Source organism: Anaerobacillus sp. ABR4_321 (assembly GCF_056158505.1).
This window is the reverse complement of the sequence record NZ_JBSWTK010000001.1, coordinates 1,934,677-1,951,480: the sequence shown is the minus strand read 5'-3', so window position 1 is coordinate 1,951,480 and position 16,804 is coordinate 1,934,677. Positions and strand designations below refer to the sequence as shown.

The following is a 16,804-nucleotide window of genomic DNA, read 5'->3' as shown; positions in this document are numbered from 1 at the left end:
AAGAACGTGTGAATAGAATGTACAAACCATTCATATAAAAAAGGGGGATTATGATGAGGTCAAAACACGCATTCAGCGCGATGGGATCAGGGATGATCACAATTGTAACGATGGTTCTCGCGACAAGCGTACTGCTTTCTCTTATTCTTCGTTTTACTTCAGTATCCGAACAAGGCATCGCTCCTATCGTGATTACAGCAACAGTCATTGCATTCTTTATCGGAGGTTTTATTTCAGGAGGAAAAGGCGGAGAGCGTGGGTGGATGCTTGGTCTAGGAACTGCACTTATGTATATGGTGCTATTATTTCTTGTTCAGTATCTAGGATATCGATCTACAATGGACACAGAACAACTCGTCTTTCATGCAGGATATCTCGGTGTATGTACCCTCGGTGGAATCATTGGAGTAAACGTGCGAGGCAGCCGGGCACAATCGTAATAAAAAATAGCGTCCACAATGGGACGCTATTTTTTGATGCTATTATTCAGTAATGGCCTCACGTACGGCTGCACGATCAAAGACTACCTTTGTTCCATCAGTAGTGCGGATTGTAATCGTACCTTCATCCATTGCATCGATGATTCCATGCATACCACCGATTGTAATAACCTTTTGCCCTCTTTCAAGGCTCGCTTGCATTTCTCTAGTCTTCTTCTGTCTCTTCTGTTGAGGACGAATTAATAGGAAATAGAAAATTGCAAACATCAAAATTAGCGGAATTAAATTCGTTAAAGTTGATCCCAAAACATTTCACCCCTTTCTAGCAATGATGCAATCTATGGATTAAAAGTTTTTTGCACCAGGCAAGTTAAATCCGTACTGTTCAAAAAACTCATCCTTAAAGTCTAGGAGACGGTCATCCATAATCGCCTGCCTAACTTGCTTCATCAAGTTTAACAGAAAATAAAGATTATGGTAAGTCGTTAATCGGAAGCCAAACGTTTCATTCGCCTTTATGAGATGGCGAATATACGCTCTAGAGTAGTTCCTGCAAACATTACAGTCGCAATTCTCATCTAGAGGACGGAAATCTCTAGCATACTTAGCATTTCGGACTACGAGACGACCGTTGCTCGTCATCAATGTACCATTCCTCGCAATACGAGTTGGCAGCACACAGTCAAACATATCGATTCCTCTGATCGCTCCATCGATCAAGGAGTCAGGAGAACCAACACCCATTAAGTATCTTGGCTTATTGTTTGGCAAATGAGGCGTCGTAAAATCAAGCACTCTATTCATGACATCCTTCGGTTCACCAACAGATAAACCTCCGACTGCATAGCCTGGGAAGTCGAGTGACACAAGGTCTTCTGCACTTTGCTTTCGAAGATCCTCGTATTCTCCACCTTGAACGATACCGAATAAGCCCTGAACATCTTTTCTTTGATGAGCAGCGATACATCTTTCTGCCCAACGGCTTGTCCGTTCTACAGAGCTCTTCATGTAGTCATATTCAGCAGGATATGGAGGGCATTCATCAAAAGCCATCATGATATCAGATCCTAGCGCGTTTTGAATCTCCATCGCTCCTTCTGGGGAAAGGAAAAGCTTTTCTCCGCTAAGATGATTTCTAAAATGAACGCCTTTTTCTTCAATCTGTCTTAAATCGCTTAAACTGAACACTTGGAAGCCACCTGAATCGGTAAGAATCGGTCCGTCCCAATTCATAAACTTATGCAGACCACCAGCTTCTTTCACAATATCATGTCCTGGGCGTAGCCAAAGGTGATATGTATTGCTCAAAATAACCCCAGCGCCCATTTCTTTTAATTCTTCCGGACTCATTGTTTTAACAGTCGCAAGTGTGCCGACTGGCATAAACATCGGTGTTTCAAATGTTCCATGAGGTGTGTGGAGCTTCCCTAAGCGGGCACCACTTTGTTTACATGTTTTTATTAATTCGTAGCGGATTGGTTCCGTCATTCTTTCAAACTCCCTTCCAAAATCAGCATGGCGTCACCGAAACTAAAGAAACGGTACTGTTCTTCGACCGCTTCTTTATAAGCAGACAAAACAAACTGTCTTCCTGCAAGTGCGCTGACGAGCATGATCAACGTGGATTGCGGCAGATGAAAGTTTGTGATCAATCCATCGATGGCTTTGAATTCATACCCTGGATAAATGAAGATATCTGTCCATCCAGAAGATTCTTCAAAAACACCGTTATGATTAGAAGCAACTGTTTCAAGCGTTCTAGTCGAAGTTGTTCCAACAGAAATGATACGACCGCCTTGCTCTTTCACTCGGTTCAATAGATCGGCCGTTCCTTTTGTTAGTTGATAAAACTCACCGTGCATTTCATGCTCATAAATATTATCAACAGAGACTGGTCGGAACGTACCTAACCCAACATGAAGCGTTAGAAAGGCAATGTGAACACCCTTCTCTTCAAGCATCGATAACATCTCTTCAGTAAAATGAAGGCCGGCAGTAGGAGCTGCGGCGGAACCACGATGCTTGGCAAAAACAGTTTGGTAGCGATCCTGGTCATCCAATGTTTCTGTAATATACGGCGGAAGCGGCATTTCGCCAAGCTGGTCTAACACTTCATAGAAAACACCATCATAATCGAATTCGAAGACACGTCCTCCGTGCTCCAATGTTTCCACACACTCAGCCGTTAACCTGCCATCACCAAACGTAAGCTTTGTTCCAAGCTTCACCCTCTTTGCAGGCTTTACAAGTGTTTCCCATCGGTCTCCTTCAATTTGCTTTAGAAGAAGAACTTCCATCTTAGCTCCTGTCTCTTCCTTCATACCATATAACCTTGCAGGCATAACTCTCGTATCGTTTAATACTAGACAGTCACCTGGCTTAATATATTCTTCTAGATTTAAAAACTCACGGTGGGCCATCTTTTCAGCTGCAGGATCAAGCACCATCAAACGTGATTTAGCACGCTCTTTCAATGGAGTCTGAGCGATAAGATGTTCAGGGAGTTCAAAATCAAAATCTTTAACGTCCATTTATTTCACCACTGTTCTTCAAAAATATCTATTCCACCAATCGATCTTACCATAGCTTCATCCATTATCGAAATCTGCCGATTATAAAAAAGAGAAGTGAAAGCAAGACACTCACGACAATCGACGTGACGATCGGAAAGAAAAACGTTGTATTTCCTTTCTTAATCACGATATCGCCTGGCATCTTCCCAATGAATGACCATAGCATTCCAATAACAAGAAAGACGATTCCTAGCGTAATAAAAAGCTTTGAAATCTCCATGTCATTCAGGCTCCTTCAAACCAAAATGGTCATATACGCGATGCGTGACCATGCGTCCCCTTGGCGTACGCTGCAAGAAACCGATCTGCATTAGATACGGCTCGTAAACGTCTTCGATCGTATGACTTTCTTCTCCGATCGTAGCAGCGATCGTATCGACACCAACGGGTCCACCCCGGAATTTTTCAATGATAGCCAGTAGAAGCTTATGATCGATATGATCAAGTCCTAGAGGGTCGACCTGCATCATCTCTAATGCTTGAGTAGAAAGGGAAAGCGAGATAACCCCATCTCCTTTTACTTGGGCAAAGTCTCTTACCCGCTTCAAAAGACGATTGGCGATACGAGGAGTACCGCGTGATCTTCTAGCGAGCTCTACAGCTGCTTCCTCATCCATTTCAACTTCAAAGATATCAGCAGTACGCATGAGTATTGTTTGCAATTCATCCTCTTGATAGTACTCCAATCTACTGAGTACTCCAAATCTGTCACGAAGAGGGGCAGTTAAGAGTCCAGCTCTCGTCGTTGCCCCAACTAATGTGAAAGGCGGGAGATCAAGACGCACCGATCTTGCAGTCTCACCCTTTCCTATAACAATATCAAGACAATAATCCTCCATAGCAGGGTACAGTACTTCTTCAACACTTCGTGGCAAGCGATGAATCTCATCGATAAAAAGAACGTCTCCAGGTTCAAGTGCCGTTAAAATGGCAGCAAGATCTCCTGGTCGCTCAATCGCTGGACCAGACGTCGTCCGGAGATTCACTTCCATTTCAGTTGCTATAATTGCAGAAAGAGTCGTCTTCCCAAGTCCTGGTGGACCATATAACAATACGTGATCTAGTGGCTCCTCTCGCATTTTCGCCGCTTCAATAAACACCTCTAGATTACGCTTCACCTTCTCCTGACCTATGTACTGACTTAATCGCTGCGGACGGAGGCTATATTCTACGGATGAGTCATCACCGACCTGCTCACCTGATAGAATGCGTTCTTCCACTATGACCCCTCCTTAACGATTCAGCATAAGCTGAAGCGCTTTTTTAATATATTGATCTGTCGAAAGCACTTCTTCCTGAAGCCCAGGCTTTATTTTCTTAATTTCTCGTTCAGCATAGCCAAGTGCCTTCAAAGCTTCGATGGCTTCTTCAAGTTCATGCGTACCATCTTCTTCTGTCTCTTCCACAGCGAAAAGACCTTCCTGCGGCTCACCGAATCCTTTTAATTTTCCTTTCAGATCAAGTATGATCTGACGAGCTGTTTTCTTCCCGACACCTGGAAACTTCGTCAAGAACTTCTCATCCTCTAACTCGATCGCACTAACTACTTTATCAGGCTCGCCTGTAGCTAAAATCGCAAGCGCTCCCTTAGGACCGATACCTGAAACATTCAAAAGCTTCTCAAACAAAAGACGCTCTTCTCTCGTCGGAAAACCATAAAGCGCAATAAGATCCTCCCTCACATAATGATGCGTAAAAATCTGAATAGACTGACCTCTATACCTCTGAAACGTAAACGGATTCCCACAAAAAACTTTATACCCAATCGAATTCGATTCGATAACAATATACTCAGTATCTATATATTCAACATTACCTTTAATATACTCAATCAAAAAACTCTCTCCCCATCGCATACGAACATGCATTTCTATATCTTTTTATTTTATCATATTATAAGAAAAGCGGAAGAGGCCGTTTAAATACGCAGGGAGTTGGAGGAATGTAGAATGAGACGCTTTTTGTCTCAATCTACATTTCGAAACTACCGGAGTATTTGGCCTCTGCAGCTGGATCATACGAAAAGCGGAAGAGGGCGATTAGGCTCGACAAGCGCTGGAGCCTTATCAAATGAACACGCCCTTTGTGTTCAATTGATAAGGTGAAGCGATCGAGAGCCTGCCCTCTGCAGCTGGATCACACGAAAAGCGGAAGAGGGCGTTTAGGCATGAAAAGTGTAGGTGAGCGTTTAGAAACGGAGATATTGGAACTCTTGAAATAGAACACTTGCGTTCTGTTGAAAGAGAGAATTATCGGAGTTTCTGCGAGTCTCACATTTTACTCTAAAAATCAAACAACCCATCCTAACGGACAGGTTGTGATTTCTTTATTTTATAAAACGTATGGAGCATGTCTTCAAAGTTATACCAGGACTCTATCGGAATACCTTCAGCAAGCTCCTTAAGTCTGGAGCTTTCTACTTTACCAACGTCGATTTGAAAGAACGTTTGTATGACTTTCTGTTCATCTGGCTTTCCTTCAAAAATCGTGAGAACGCCATCATCTGTAAGTCCGAAATGACCATTCTCCTTCATAGCCGGGGAAATATCTTCAATTTTGCGTTCAAAGACCATTTTACCGTGATCTTGGTTAACAAGCTGCCATCCCGCATACTCACTCCAGAAATCTTCCATAGACCAGACGGTTTTTTGAATGGATTGCTCCGTGGAAACTCCATCTGCATAGTTAGTTCTTAGGATTACTTCAATAACCATAGGTCCATCCATATGATAATGCTTTTCATCAAATTCACGCTCACTCTGGGCATTTTCAACCGCCAGTACATGTGCTGGCAAAGAACCCATAATCAGAATAAGCACTACTAAAAAGCCGAATAGGTTTTTCACAATTTTTAGCACCTTTCTTTTAGATTCTGTTAGCGTGCCCAGCAGTGAAGATAATATGTACAAAAAAAAGAACTACATCACCATGTAGCTCTTCAAAACTTCTCATATACCTCGTCACTTATCTCAGCATTATGATATACCTCTTGAACATCGTCATTATCCTCGAGCATGTCGATCAGTTTTAACATATCGACTCCATCTTCTTCCCCAAGAGGAGCGTATGTTTGAGGAATCATCGTAATTTCTGCAGACGAAAAGATAATATTTCTCTTCTCAAGCTCTTCCTTTACTGCTTGATATTCCTGTGCATCCGTATAGATTTCGAATGAATCTTCATGGGTCTCCATTTCCTCTGCTCCTGCATCGATTACTTCTAACATCAACTCATCAGCATCTGCATCATTTTCAGCTCGATCGATAACAAACAGCCCTTTACGATCGAATAAAAAAGCTACGCATCCGTTCTCGCCCATGTTGCCTTTGTTCTTACTAAACGCATGACGAATTTCTGCAGCTGTTCGATTTTTATTGTCTGTTAAGAGTTCGACCATTACAGCAGCACCGCCAGGACCGTACCCTTCATAGACGATCTCTTCATAATTAACACCATCTAAATCGCCAGTAGCCTTTTTTATCGCACGATCGATATTGTCATTTGGCATGTTCGAGGATTTTGCTTTATCAACAGCTAATCTAAGGGCTGGGTTTGTCTCAGGGTCCCCACCACCTTGTTTGGCTGCAACAAAAATCTCTTTCGCAAGCTTCATAAATACTTTACCACGTTTTGCATCCTGAGCATTTTTTCTTCGTTGTATATTTTTCCACTTCGAATGTCCTGCCATCGTCAATATCCCCTTCCAACTGATTTCGTCCATATACTATAACACATGAAATCAGGTGGATAAACTAAACGGAATCATACAAAAAGAACAGGGAGAACCCTGTTCTTCTTATATTATCTATTGTTTTGAAACGGACGTTGAACTGCACTCGAAATGTCATTTAAAATGCCATTCACATCTGCTTGAACTTCTTCGAACCCATCGCCATTTTCGAGGCGATCATCAACACGGCCCATTCTGTTTACAACGTCTTTATCAGTCGAGATCGAAACATTTTTTTGTTTCGCGAGCTTTGCTACTTCACTGCGAACTTGATCTTTTACAGCTTCTCGGTCGTCTCTGTTCGTTTCAACACCGATCATGATTTGATCTCCATACACGATGACACGTGCATCTTCAACAGTCTTAAGCTTCTCGATGCGATCTGAGAGTCTCTGCGAAAGATTGTTATCATATCCAGAATAATCCTCGCCGTTACGCATATACCCAGGACCATTCATACCATGACGCTTATCGATCTGCTTCTCATCGGGAGCTTTTACACCATTGGCATAATCTCTGTCAATCATATCTGTAAATGCGCCTTCTCGATAATCGTTATTATTATCTTCACTCGTATAATAACCGATTGGTCGACCCGAATCGTTATAGCGCGTGTCCATAGCTTCGTTATCTGCTGTACACCCTATTAGACCTCCAGCAAGCATCAATGTGGAGAGTGTCACTACTGTTTTTTTCATATGAAATACCTCCTTTCATTATTAGCATGGCAGGAGGTGTTCCAAATTAATCTGTTATGTCTTGGCAAGAAAGGGACTAACTCAAAAGGCGTAGCATAGCTGGATATCTCTTATCATGTTCAACGAGTGTTTTTCGTAGAAGTTCATCTCTTCCTTCAGGATCGATAAGCCACTCACGATAAAAATCTGCAGGAAAAGCGAGCAGTTTTGTATAAGTTGGGTTGTTCAAGATATTTTCGATACTAGGGATGTTATAAGAAAACCACTCATCAAGAGACCACTCGCTAAATGGAAGCATTCTAATCATCAATTGCAAATAATCGTATTCTCTAGGTGCGTATGATACGAGGTCACCGTCGATCAGCATCAATTTCGTTCGGTTATAGATAAAATTATGATGTGCAGGATCTCCATGAACGATGCAGCCCTCTTCAAACGCCTTATGCTCTAAGTTAGTCAATTCGTCATCCATTTCTTCAAGAACGTGATGTCCAATGTTCGTATAGAGCTTAATCAGTTTATTTTCACCTTGTACACTTTCTTCAAACTTCATCAATCTGTTCATCCATTTTCTCTTCAAAGAAACGAGAAATAAACCGTCTCCCCTTAAACCATATGATTCTGTGTGAAAGTGATTGAGCTTTTCAACAGCAAGCTTTCTTTCCTCAACTCTTGAATAATCAAGGCTGTTTCCATCTTCAGCTAACGTACAAATCCAATACAGACCCTCGCTAGCTTTTATCCATTCACCATCCTCAAAAGGAACAATTTTCATGAACGAAAATGGACACTTTTGTGAAAGCAAAACCTGCTTCAATACAGTTTGATATCTTTTAGCTCCTTTTATGAAGACATTCTTTCCATTATGAGTTTTACCACGGCAAACATTTGATTTAACACAGGTTATCGAATGAAAAAAAGGACGTATCCCTTGCAGGATACGCTCCTCGTGATGATTATCGTGACTCAGCATAGCTACTTTCCATATCCATATAATCCATCATGGGTGCTTTGTTTGCTCCTTGCACCATGTTCGCGTTCCCATAGTAAGGGTTTGCGTAAGGCATTTGCTGGTATGGAGAAACCTGGGATCCACACCCACAGTCATGCTGTTGATAAGGGGAAACCATCGGTTGATTTGGATAAGGGGACATCATTCCAGCTACGTTTTGATTAGGATATCCTCCTTGTGCGCCCATAACTGCTTCTGGATATTCTTCATTCGCTTTATTAGCATATGGAGATTGTGCCCCAGCTACTGCTCCTGGATACTGGTGGTTGCCAGAGTTGTACGCCCCTGCAACAGAGCCTGGATAGCCCTGATTCCCCATCTGTGCTCCAGCTACGGAAGGATAACCAGGCATATTCGCATTCGGACCTTGGTGTGCACCAGCTACCGCTCCAGGATAACCGTTATTTCCGTAGGCACCTCCTACTGAGCCTGGATAGCCATTGTTTCCATAAGCCCCTGCTACATCCATTCCGTTACTACTTTCCATGTCTCCGGAGTAATTTTCTTTATTGCTACCCATATGCGCACCAGCTACAGAACCAGGGTAACCGTTGTTTCCATAAGCTCCTGCCAATTGCTGATTAGGTGAATGCGCCCCCGCTACAGAGCCTGGATAGCCGTTATTGCCCATGTGCGCTCCGGCTACTGGATACCCATTATTCCCTTGATATGCGCCAGCAACTGAGCCTGGATAACCGTTATTGCCCTCATATGCCCCTGCGACGTCTGAACCATCACTTTCCATGTCGTCATAATAGTTCCCTTTTTGAGCTCCAGCTACGGACCCTGGATAGCCTTGATTCCCGTGATTCATATACGCTCCTGCCACGGATCCTGGATAACCCTGGTTTCCATGACCCATTTGTGCTCCAGCTACCGATCCTGGATAGCCTTGATTCCCGTGGTTCATATACGCTCCTGCCACAGATCCTGGATAACCTTCGTTTCCATGACCCATTTGTGCCCCGGCTACGGATCCCGGATAACCTTGATTTCCGTGATTCATATATGCGCCAGCCACTGAATTCGGATAGCCCTGGTTCCCTTGCCCCATCTGTGCTCCCGCTACAGATCCTGGATAACCTTGATTTCCATGATTCATATACGCTCCTGCCACTGAATTCGGATAGCCCTGGTTTCCTTGCCCCATTTGTGCTCCGGCTACGGATCCTGGATAGCCTCCATTACCCTTTTGAGCACCTGCTACATTTCCGAGGTTGGCATTTGGAGGTGCAGGCATCCCCATTCCTGAGGAAGATTCAAATTCACTCAACACTTCTTCGTCACTCATTGGATAAAATAAGTTCTCAGCTTTTCCTTTTGCTGCCTTTTCATTTGCTTTTTTCTCAGGCTTTGCTGCAGGCTTTTTCGCTTCTGGTTTTTTCGCTTCTGGTTTCTTCATTTCAGGCTTTACTTGTTTAGGTTTTTCTTTCTCAGGCATGATATTCATATTAAGACCCATATTTAATTCATTATTGATCGGCATATTAATAGATGGTTTTTCTTTTGGTTTCACCTGTTTAGGTGCTTCTTTCTTCTTGAACATCTCTTTTTTCTTCATTTGCATTTCTTTCTTTTTAACAGGAACTGTTCCTGAAGGTATTTTAATTTTCATACCTGGCATAATCATATCAGGATTGTTCAGCTGCGTATTTACAGCTTTTAGCTCTTCAAAATTTACGCCGTATTTCTTAGCGATCTTCCATAACGTATCGCCTTTTTGAACGACATGTATTTTCAAAATGAAAACTCCCTCCTGTACAAAGTCAGTACATTGAAATTCAGTACAGTGTATGCACTACTAGGCAGATTGCTACCTTTTTTTTAGGCATAGGTCATGACATAAATATGCCGTGAGGGCTTTTCATATGTATCGTGTATAAAAAAATAAGCACTTTCCTCTTCGAAATAAGTTATCTATAATAGTATCATCAATTTTTTATTCAAGTTAATGATGGTGGAAGCTATAATAAAGGTGAACTAGATAGAAAGGGGTATTCGTTTTGCCAAAAGATGGAGAAAAGATATTAGGAGAAGATAGGCGCTCACTGATTAAAAAGTGGTTACAAGAGGCTGATCGACCGCTTACTGGGAGCGATTTATCACAAAAGACAAATGTGAGTCGTCAAGTAATCGTTCAGGATATATCCCTTTTAAAAGCTAGAAATGAACCGATCATAGCAACATCACAAGGCTATGTGATGTTTGAAAACAATAAACAAAACGAACGAACAAAACGTATTGTAGCATGCAAACATTCTCATGAAGAAACGAAAGAAGAACTCTATACAATCGTAGATAATGGCGGTACGGTTAAGGACGTAACGGTTGAACACCCTTTATATGGGGATTTACAGGCTTCACTGTTTGTAAGCAATCGACTTGAGGCTGATCAATTCATCGCAAGATTATCTGCTACAAATGCTTCTTTACTTTCTGAACTAACTTCAGGTATCCACCTTCACACGATCGAAGCAAATTCCGAAGCACAAATTGAAGCTGTTTGTAACGCATTGCGTAAAAAGGGTTTCCTTTTGGAGTAAGAGCAAAAATATTTTTATGAGGGGCACCCTGTTGTAGAAGGGTGCCCCGAGCTATTTCAATACAAATCGTAATACTCCAAATCCTTAAATACCTATCCGATGATCAGCCTCTTTTGCACGCAGCTTATTTGTAAATAATTTACTATCGATTCTATTTTCGAGCATACTAAAAGCAACGACGAGTTTAAGAGGCGAAGATCATGATATCAATTTTTGTTTCGGCACTCTTTCTTCTAGCTTCCATCCGCTACGGAGACTGGAAGAACTGGCAGCGGTACTACCCAACAATGCTTTATATGGTCATCAATGCGGTGCTTTATAACGTCATTACATACGAGTACCCGACATGGGAGTGGGAAGATGTGACGGGTGTTTTTCCTAATCACACACTTCTTGATTTCTGGATCATTTTCACTCAGTTTCCTGTTGTCGTCCTAATTTATTTAACAAACTACCCAACTTCCTTCAAAAAGCGATTGATCCGTTTTCTCGTGTGGGTGGGCATCTTCTCAGGTCTTGAAGCGATCGTTCTACAGGTAGATTATATTGTATACAATAACGATTGGTCATTATGGTGGTCGATTTTGTTTAACGTGACGACGTTTACCTTTATCCCGCTGCACCAGCGTCACCCGATCTTCACTTGGGTGCTTTCCTTCGTTTTTATCGCAATGTTATGTATGATTTTTGAAGTGCCGCTTGTAAAAATGAGATAGCTTTTAACGAGATACATCCTTGTCCATTACTAAGGCCTCTTCAGGATGCAACACATTACTATCTCCTAGAATCGTATTAGGATATTTAATTCCAGCTCCTGTATTAAGTATGACAACCTTGTCATTCTCCTTAATCCAATTTTGCTCACGAAGGGCTCTCGCTGCTGCGAACGCCGCCGCACCTTCAGGACATACGAATGCGCCCTCAAAAGATGAAACCGTCCTCAACTCACTCATGATAGAATCTTCACTAACCGATATCGCACACCCTTCCGTCTGTCTAATCGCATCAAGAATTAGAAAATCTCCTAGCGCTTTCGCAACGTTAATTCCAAAGGCTATAGTTGAGGCATCCTGCCACGGTTCTGCATAAGATTGTCCTTCCTCCCAGGCTTTCACGATTGGAGCACACCCTTCGCTTTGAACAGCGACGAGTCTCGGCATTTTCATTTCATCGATCCACCCTAGCTCTTGCAACTCCCTAAGCGCCTTGTATATACCGATCAACCCCACACCGCCACCTGTAGGATAAAGAATGACATCCGGCACTTCCCAATGAAACTGCTCAGCAATCTCGAGCCCCATCGTTTTTTTCCCTTCTATCCGATACGGCTCCTTAAGGGTTGAAGCATCGAACATTCCATACTCTTTTACAGCGTTTGCAACGATTTTCCCAGCATCACCGATTAGTCCATCGACAAGAAAAAGGTTCGCACCCGCCGCAAGGCACTCCTTTCTTGTTACTTCTGGCGCGTTAACTGGCATGACGATCGTAGATGAAATACCTGCTCTTGCACAGTAAAGCGACCAGGCTGCCCCAGCATTTCCGTTCGTTGGCATCGCAAGCTCCGTCACACCCACTTCTTTTGCTTTTGAGACACCCACCGCTGCCCCCCTTGCCTTGAAAGAACCGGTTGGCACAAGGCCTTCATCTTTCATATAAAGATTTGGAATGTTCATGTCTTTTCCTATGACATCCATCTTAATGATAGGAGTCATGCCTTCACCTAGTGATACGACGTTCTCCTCCCTTTTGACAGGAAGTAGCTCATGATAACGCCATAAATCAGGGCGACGTTCATTAAGGTGCTCAGGACGCAACACTTTCTTAAGCTCTTCCATATGATACGCAACAAGTAACGGCGATCCGCATTTACATAGCTGATTTTGATCCTCTGTGTCATAGTTCTTACCACACTTTGGACAGTACAAATGAGAAACAAAACTGTATTTCATCGATTATCCTCCAGTAATTTTATTTGAATTTTCTGAACATAAGTAGTATAACCAAGTATAACAGAACGATTTTTACAGTTCTATTGAACAATTTTTTTATAAGGAAATATATTAGCCCCTACATTTATTACGCATAAATGATTGAACATTAAATTTTATTGAAAACCAATTGACTTTTAGGATACACAAAACTATTAATAGTGTTATACTATATAATAATTATTACACTATATTTAAATCTTTTATAATTATATAGTGACACATTAGTTTGTTATTTTCTATACATAGAACTCTAGTCCATACGAATTTAAATTCTAAGAGATAAGGAGATTGATAGTGACGAATAAGGAAACGGTCTATGTTGTATCTGATTCCGTAGGTGAAACCGCCGAAATAATGGTGAAAGCTGTAGCTAGCCAATTTTTTGGCCGAGAAGTCAATATTAAACACTTTTCTTATGTAGAGAACACACAGGACATTAACAATGTTATTACTGCGTCCAAGTACAGTAATTCCATCATCGCTTACACGATCGTTTTAGAGGATTTAAAGCACCATCTAGACGCAAAAGCACATCAAGAAGAAGTGGTCGTTGTTGATTTGATGCAACCTTTGTTAGACGCCTTCACAAAGAAATTTAATATAGAGCCACGTCGTCAACCTGGACAAATGCGGAAGCTAGACGAGGACTATTTTAAGCGAGTGGAAGCGATTGAGTTTGCTGTAAAATACGATGATGGTCAGGAAGTTTGGGGACTAAAGCATGCAGACATCGTGTTAGTAGGGGTGTCTAGAACATCGAAGACCCCACTTTCAATGTACTTAGCCAACAAGCAATATAAGGTAGCGAATATACCGCTCATTCCAGAAGTTCCTCCTCCTCAAGAATTATTTAATGTACCAAGAAAGAAATGCATCGGGTTGATGATTTCACCTGAGAAACTATATGAGATCAGAAAAGAACGATTAAAAAGTCTTGGTTTAACAAACTCAGCCAACTATGCATCACTCGATCGAATCTTCGATGAAATGACAAGCGCTGAAAACATTATGAAACGAATAGGATGTCCAGTGATCGATGTTTCTAATAAAGCGATTGAAGAGACAGCTGATATTATCTTATCCATCATTAATAAAAGGGAGAGCTTTAAATAATGGACAACAAATTTGTATTCTTATTTGATCATTCCAAAAATGGCGGCAAGGAACTACTCGGCGGTAAGGGAGCAAATTTAGCAGAGATGACGCGTATCGGATTGCCCGTACCGTACGGTTTTACAATATCTACTGCCGCTTGCAGAGCCTACTATGATGCCGAACAAACGATTTCTCCTAAAGTCAAATCACAAGTATTAGAAGCATTAAAAACACTTGAAAACAAGACTGATAAACAATTTGGGAATCCGATCAATCCTCTCCTCGTATCGGTACGATCAGGAGCTGTTCATTCGATGCCAGGGATGATGGACACTGTACTCAATCTCGGAATGAACGATGATACAGTAAGAGGCATGGCAGAACTTACAAATAATCCTCGTTTCGCTTATGATTCTTACCGTCGCTTTATTCAAATGTTCAGCAACGTAGTGCTAGATGTTGATCACTACCATTTTGAGCATCTGCTAGAAGACTTTAGAGAAAAACAAGAATACCAATCTGATACGGAACTAACAGCCGAAGATTGGAAAGTAGTGATCGAAGAATTCAAAACAATTGTACGTCAACAAGCGAACAGAAGCTTTCCTGAAGATCCAAAGGACCAACTTTTCCTTACGATCGATGCCGTGTTTGATTCATGGAACAATCAGCGTGCAGTCCTTTATCGCCGCCTCCACGACATACCGGGTCATCTTGGGACAGCTGTTAATATTCAAAGCATGGTATTTGGAAATATGGGAGAAGATTCTGGAACTGGCGTTGCTTTTACCCGCAACCCATCCACTGGAGAGTCAAAGCTTTATGGAGAATATTTAATCAATGCGCAAGGCGAGGATGTCGTTGCAGGGATCCGTACTCCACGCCCGATCTCCACCCTAAAAGATGAAATGCCTGATGTGTTTAAGCAATTGGTAGATACGTGCAACCTATTAGAAGATCACTACAAAGATATGCAGGACATTGAGTTTACTGTTGAACGTGGAAAACTATTTATCCTTCAAACGCGAACAGGAAAAAGAACTGCTCAAGCAGCGATTCGAATTGCTGTAGAAATGGTAAAGGAAAAGATTATGGATCAACGGACAGCACTGTTACGTGTCGATCCTGAACAGCTAAGTCAGCTTCTGCACCACCGCCTCGATCCTAACCATAAGAGTAGCCAGTTAACGACCGGCTTGCCTGCTTCCCCAGGCGCAGCCACAGGAATCGTCGTTTTTGATGCGGATGAAGCTGAGGTTCGATCAAAGAATAAAGAAAGAGTCATCCTCGTTCGTCCTGAAACGACACCTGATGATATTCATGGAATCGTGGCTGCTCAAGCTACTGTTACGAGCAGAGGTGGCATGACGAGCCATGCAGCTGTCGTAGCTCGAGGGATGGGAAAAGCCTGTATATGCGGATGTGATTCATTAAAAATAAATCTTGAGGCGAAGCAATTTATGGTAGGCTCCACAACCGTTCATGAAGGAGATACCATTACGATCGATGGCTCAACAGGTCACATCTTTCTCGGTGAAATTCCGATGATCGAACCTGAGCTATCTGACGATTTCCTATTACTGCTTCGTTGGGCCGATGAAGAAGCAAATATGGAAGTACGAGCGAATGCAGATAATCCAATCGATGCAAAGAAAGCACTCGATTTTGGAGCGAAAGGCATTGGACTTTGCCGTACAGAGCACATGTTCATGGATGCTTCACGCATTCCTACTGTAAGAAGTATGATTCTCTCTGAAACAACTGAGGAACGGAAGGAAGCACTTGAAAAGCTCCTCCCTATGCAGCAAGAGGATTTCGAAGGAATTTTTGAAACGATGCAGGGCCACCCCATTACAGTACGGTTATTAGACCCACCGCTGCATGAGTTTTTACCAGACAAAGAAGAGCTTCTTGTTGCGGTGACTAAGCTACAACTTACGGATCCAGACTCAAACGAGTTACGAGAGAAACAAAATCTCCTCCGAAAAGTGAAAGTATTGGAGGAATCTAACCCGATGTTAGGACATCGTGGTTGTCGTTTAGGAATGATCCACCCTGAAATCTATGAAATGCAAGTTATCGCTATTTTTAACGCGATGGCAAACGTGATAAAAAAGGGAATAAGTGTGAAACCTGAAATCATGATTCCACTAGTGAGCCATGTGAACGAACTAAAAGAGATGCGTCAGCTCGTGGTCACGATTGGGAATAAGCTGCAGGAAGAAACAGGTCAAGAATTTAACTATCTTGTTGGCACGATGATCGAAACCCCTCGTGCTGCACTAACAGCCGACCAGGTTGCAGAAGAAGCTGACTTTTTCTCTTTCGGAACGAATGACCTCACACAAACAACCTATGGTTTTAGTCGAGATGATGCAGAAGGCAAGTTTCTCCAACATTATGTGGAAAGCGACATCCTCCCTAAAAATCCGTTCGTCTCACTAGACAAGGACGGCGTTGGAAAATTAGTAGAAAACGGTGTCAAACTAGGAAGGAAAACAAAACCTACTTTAAAAACGGGAATTTGCGGAGAACATGGCGGAGAAAAGGAGTCGATCGATTTCTGTTTCCAAAAGGGATTGGATTATGTAAGCTGCTCACCTTTCCGCGTTCCTTCCGCAAGGCTTGCGGCCGCACAGGCTACCATCCGCAAGGAGAATAATAAGAGTCTTCAATACAATTAACTAGTACAGTATTGAAAACTTCACCGAAATCTTAA

At 42.2% G+C, this 16,804-nt stretch carries 17 protein-coding genes; 5 read left to right on the top strand and 12 right to left on the bottom strand.

The features are described from left to right. The first annotated feature begins 53 nt into the window (after positions 1-53). On the top strand, positions 54-440 hold the full coding sequence (locus ACXADT_RS09995; protein ID WP_270179422.1) for a TIGR04086 family membrane protein: 387 nt from the start codon (positions 54-56) through the stop codon (positions 438-440). Positions 441-482: 42 nt separating this feature from the next. Here ACXADT_RS09995 and yajC read toward each other — a convergent pair whose 3' ends face one another. The 11 genes from yajC to safA form a co-directional block, all read right to left on the bottom strand. Beyond that, positions 483-746, bottom strand: a complete 264-nt coding sequence (gene yajC, locus ACXADT_RS09990; RefSeq protein WP_270179423.1) for a preprotein translocase subunit YajC — start codon at positions 744-746, stop codon at positions 483-485. Positions 747-785: 39 nt separating this feature from the next. Further along, positions 786-1,928, bottom strand: coding sequence for a tRNA guanosine(34) transglycosylase Tgt (gene tgt / locus ACXADT_RS09985; RefSeq protein ID WP_270179424.1), 1,143 nt, complete (start codon positions 1,926-1,928; stop codon positions 786-788). After that, positions 1,925-2,971 (bottom strand): tRNA preQ1(34) S-adenosylmethionine ribosyltransferase-isomerase QueA, encoded by a 1,047-nt coding sequence (gene queA, locus ACXADT_RS09980; RefSeq protein ID WP_270179425.1) that lies wholly within the window; start codon positions 2,969-2,971, stop codon positions 1,925-1,927. Before queA ends, tgt begins: the two co-directional genes overlap by 4 nt. 64 nt (positions 2,972-3,035) lie before the next feature. Continuing rightward, on the bottom strand, positions 3,036-3,233 hold the full coding sequence (locus ACXADT_RS09975; protein WP_474834484.1) for a DUF2905 domain-containing protein: 198 nt from the start codon (positions 3,231-3,233) through the stop codon (positions 3,036-3,038). Position 3,234: 1 nt separating this feature from the next. Next, positions 3,235-4,233, bottom strand: coding sequence for a Holliday junction branch migration DNA helicase RuvB (gene ruvB, locus ACXADT_RS09970; RefSeq protein ID WP_270179427.1), 999 nt, complete (start codon positions 4,231-4,233; stop codon positions 3,235-3,237). 12 nt (positions 4,234-4,245) lie between these two features. Beyond that, a complete protein-coding gene (ruvA, locus tag ACXADT_RS09965; RefSeq protein ID WP_270179428.1) occupies positions 4,246-4,848 on the bottom strand; it encodes a Holliday junction branch migration protein RuvA in 603 nt (200 codons plus the stop codon). A 468-nt stretch (positions 4,849-5,316) separates the two neighbouring features. After that, positions 5,317-5,859: a BofC C-terminal domain-containing protein gene (locus ACXADT_RS09960; protein WP_270179429.1), complete on the bottom strand. Its 543-nt coding sequence runs from the start codon at positions 5,857-5,859 to the stop codon at positions 5,317-5,319. 92 nt (positions 5,860-5,951) lie between these two features. Then, a complete protein-coding gene (locus tag ACXADT_RS09955; RefSeq protein ID WP_270179430.1) occupies positions 5,952-6,701 on the bottom strand; it encodes a YebC/PmpR family DNA-binding transcriptional regulator in 750 nt (249 codons plus the stop codon). A 113-nt stretch (positions 6,702-6,814) separates the two neighbouring features. Further along, positions 6,815-7,441 carry a YhcN/YlaJ family sporulation lipoprotein gene (locus tag ACXADT_RS09950; protein WP_270179431.1) on the bottom strand — a complete coding sequence of 209 codons (627 nt, stop codon included), beginning with the start codon at positions 7,439-7,441 and terminating at the stop codon, positions 6,815-6,817. A 76-nt stretch (positions 7,442-7,517) separates the two neighbouring features. Then, complete coding sequence (locus ACXADT_RS09945) at positions 7,518-8,216, bottom strand: hypothetical protein (RefSeq protein ID WP_474834480.1); 699 nt, start codon at positions 8,214-8,216, stop codon at positions 7,518-7,520. A 181-nt stretch (positions 8,217-8,397) separates the two neighbouring features. Further along, a complete protein-coding gene (gene safA, locus ACXADT_RS09940) occupies positions 8,398-10,194 on the bottom strand; it encodes a SafA/ExsA family spore coat assembly protein (RefSeq protein WP_474834478.1) in 1,797 nt (598 codons plus the stop codon). A gap of 262 nt (positions 10,195-10,456) precedes the next feature. On the opposite strand from safA, the gene ACXADT_RS09935 reads away from it, so the two are divergent. Together ACXADT_RS09935 and ACXADT_RS09930 are read left to right on the top strand one after the other, a co-directional pair. Beyond that, the gene (locus tag ACXADT_RS09935) at positions 10,457-10,996 is read left to right on the top strand and encodes a transcription repressor NadR (RefSeq protein WP_270179434.1); all 540 of its coding nucleotides are present in this window, start codon (positions 10,457-10,459) and stop codon (positions 10,994-10,996) included. Between the two features lie 200 nt (positions 10,997-11,196). After that, a complete protein-coding gene (locus ACXADT_RS09930) occupies positions 11,197-11,712 on the top strand; it encodes a CBO0543 family protein (protein WP_270179435.1) in 516 nt (171 codons plus the stop codon). 3 nt (positions 11,713-11,715) lie between these two features. Here ACXADT_RS09930 and ACXADT_RS09925 read toward each other — a convergent pair whose 3' ends face one another. Then, the gene (locus ACXADT_RS09925) at positions 11,716-12,948 is read right to left on the bottom strand and encodes a threonine synthase (RefSeq protein WP_474834476.1); all 1,233 of its coding nucleotides are present in this window, start codon (positions 12,946-12,948) and stop codon (positions 11,716-11,718) included. Positions 12,949-13,284: 336 nt separating this feature from the next. Here ACXADT_RS09925 and ACXADT_RS09920 point away from each other — a divergent pair, with 336 nt between their 5' ends. Further along, a complete protein-coding gene (locus ACXADT_RS09920; RefSeq protein ID WP_474834474.1) occupies positions 13,285-14,103 on the top strand; it encodes a pyruvate, water dikinase regulatory protein in 819 nt (272 codons plus the stop codon). After that, entirely contained in the window at positions 14,103-16,769 is a 2,667-nt protein-coding gene (gene ppdK / locus ACXADT_RS09915) for a pyruvate, phosphate dikinase (RefSeq protein WP_474810942.1), read from the top strand. The genes ACXADT_RS09920 and ppdK overlap by 1 nt, the downstream gene beginning before the upstream one ends. Positions 16,770-16,804: the final 35 nt, after the last annotated feature.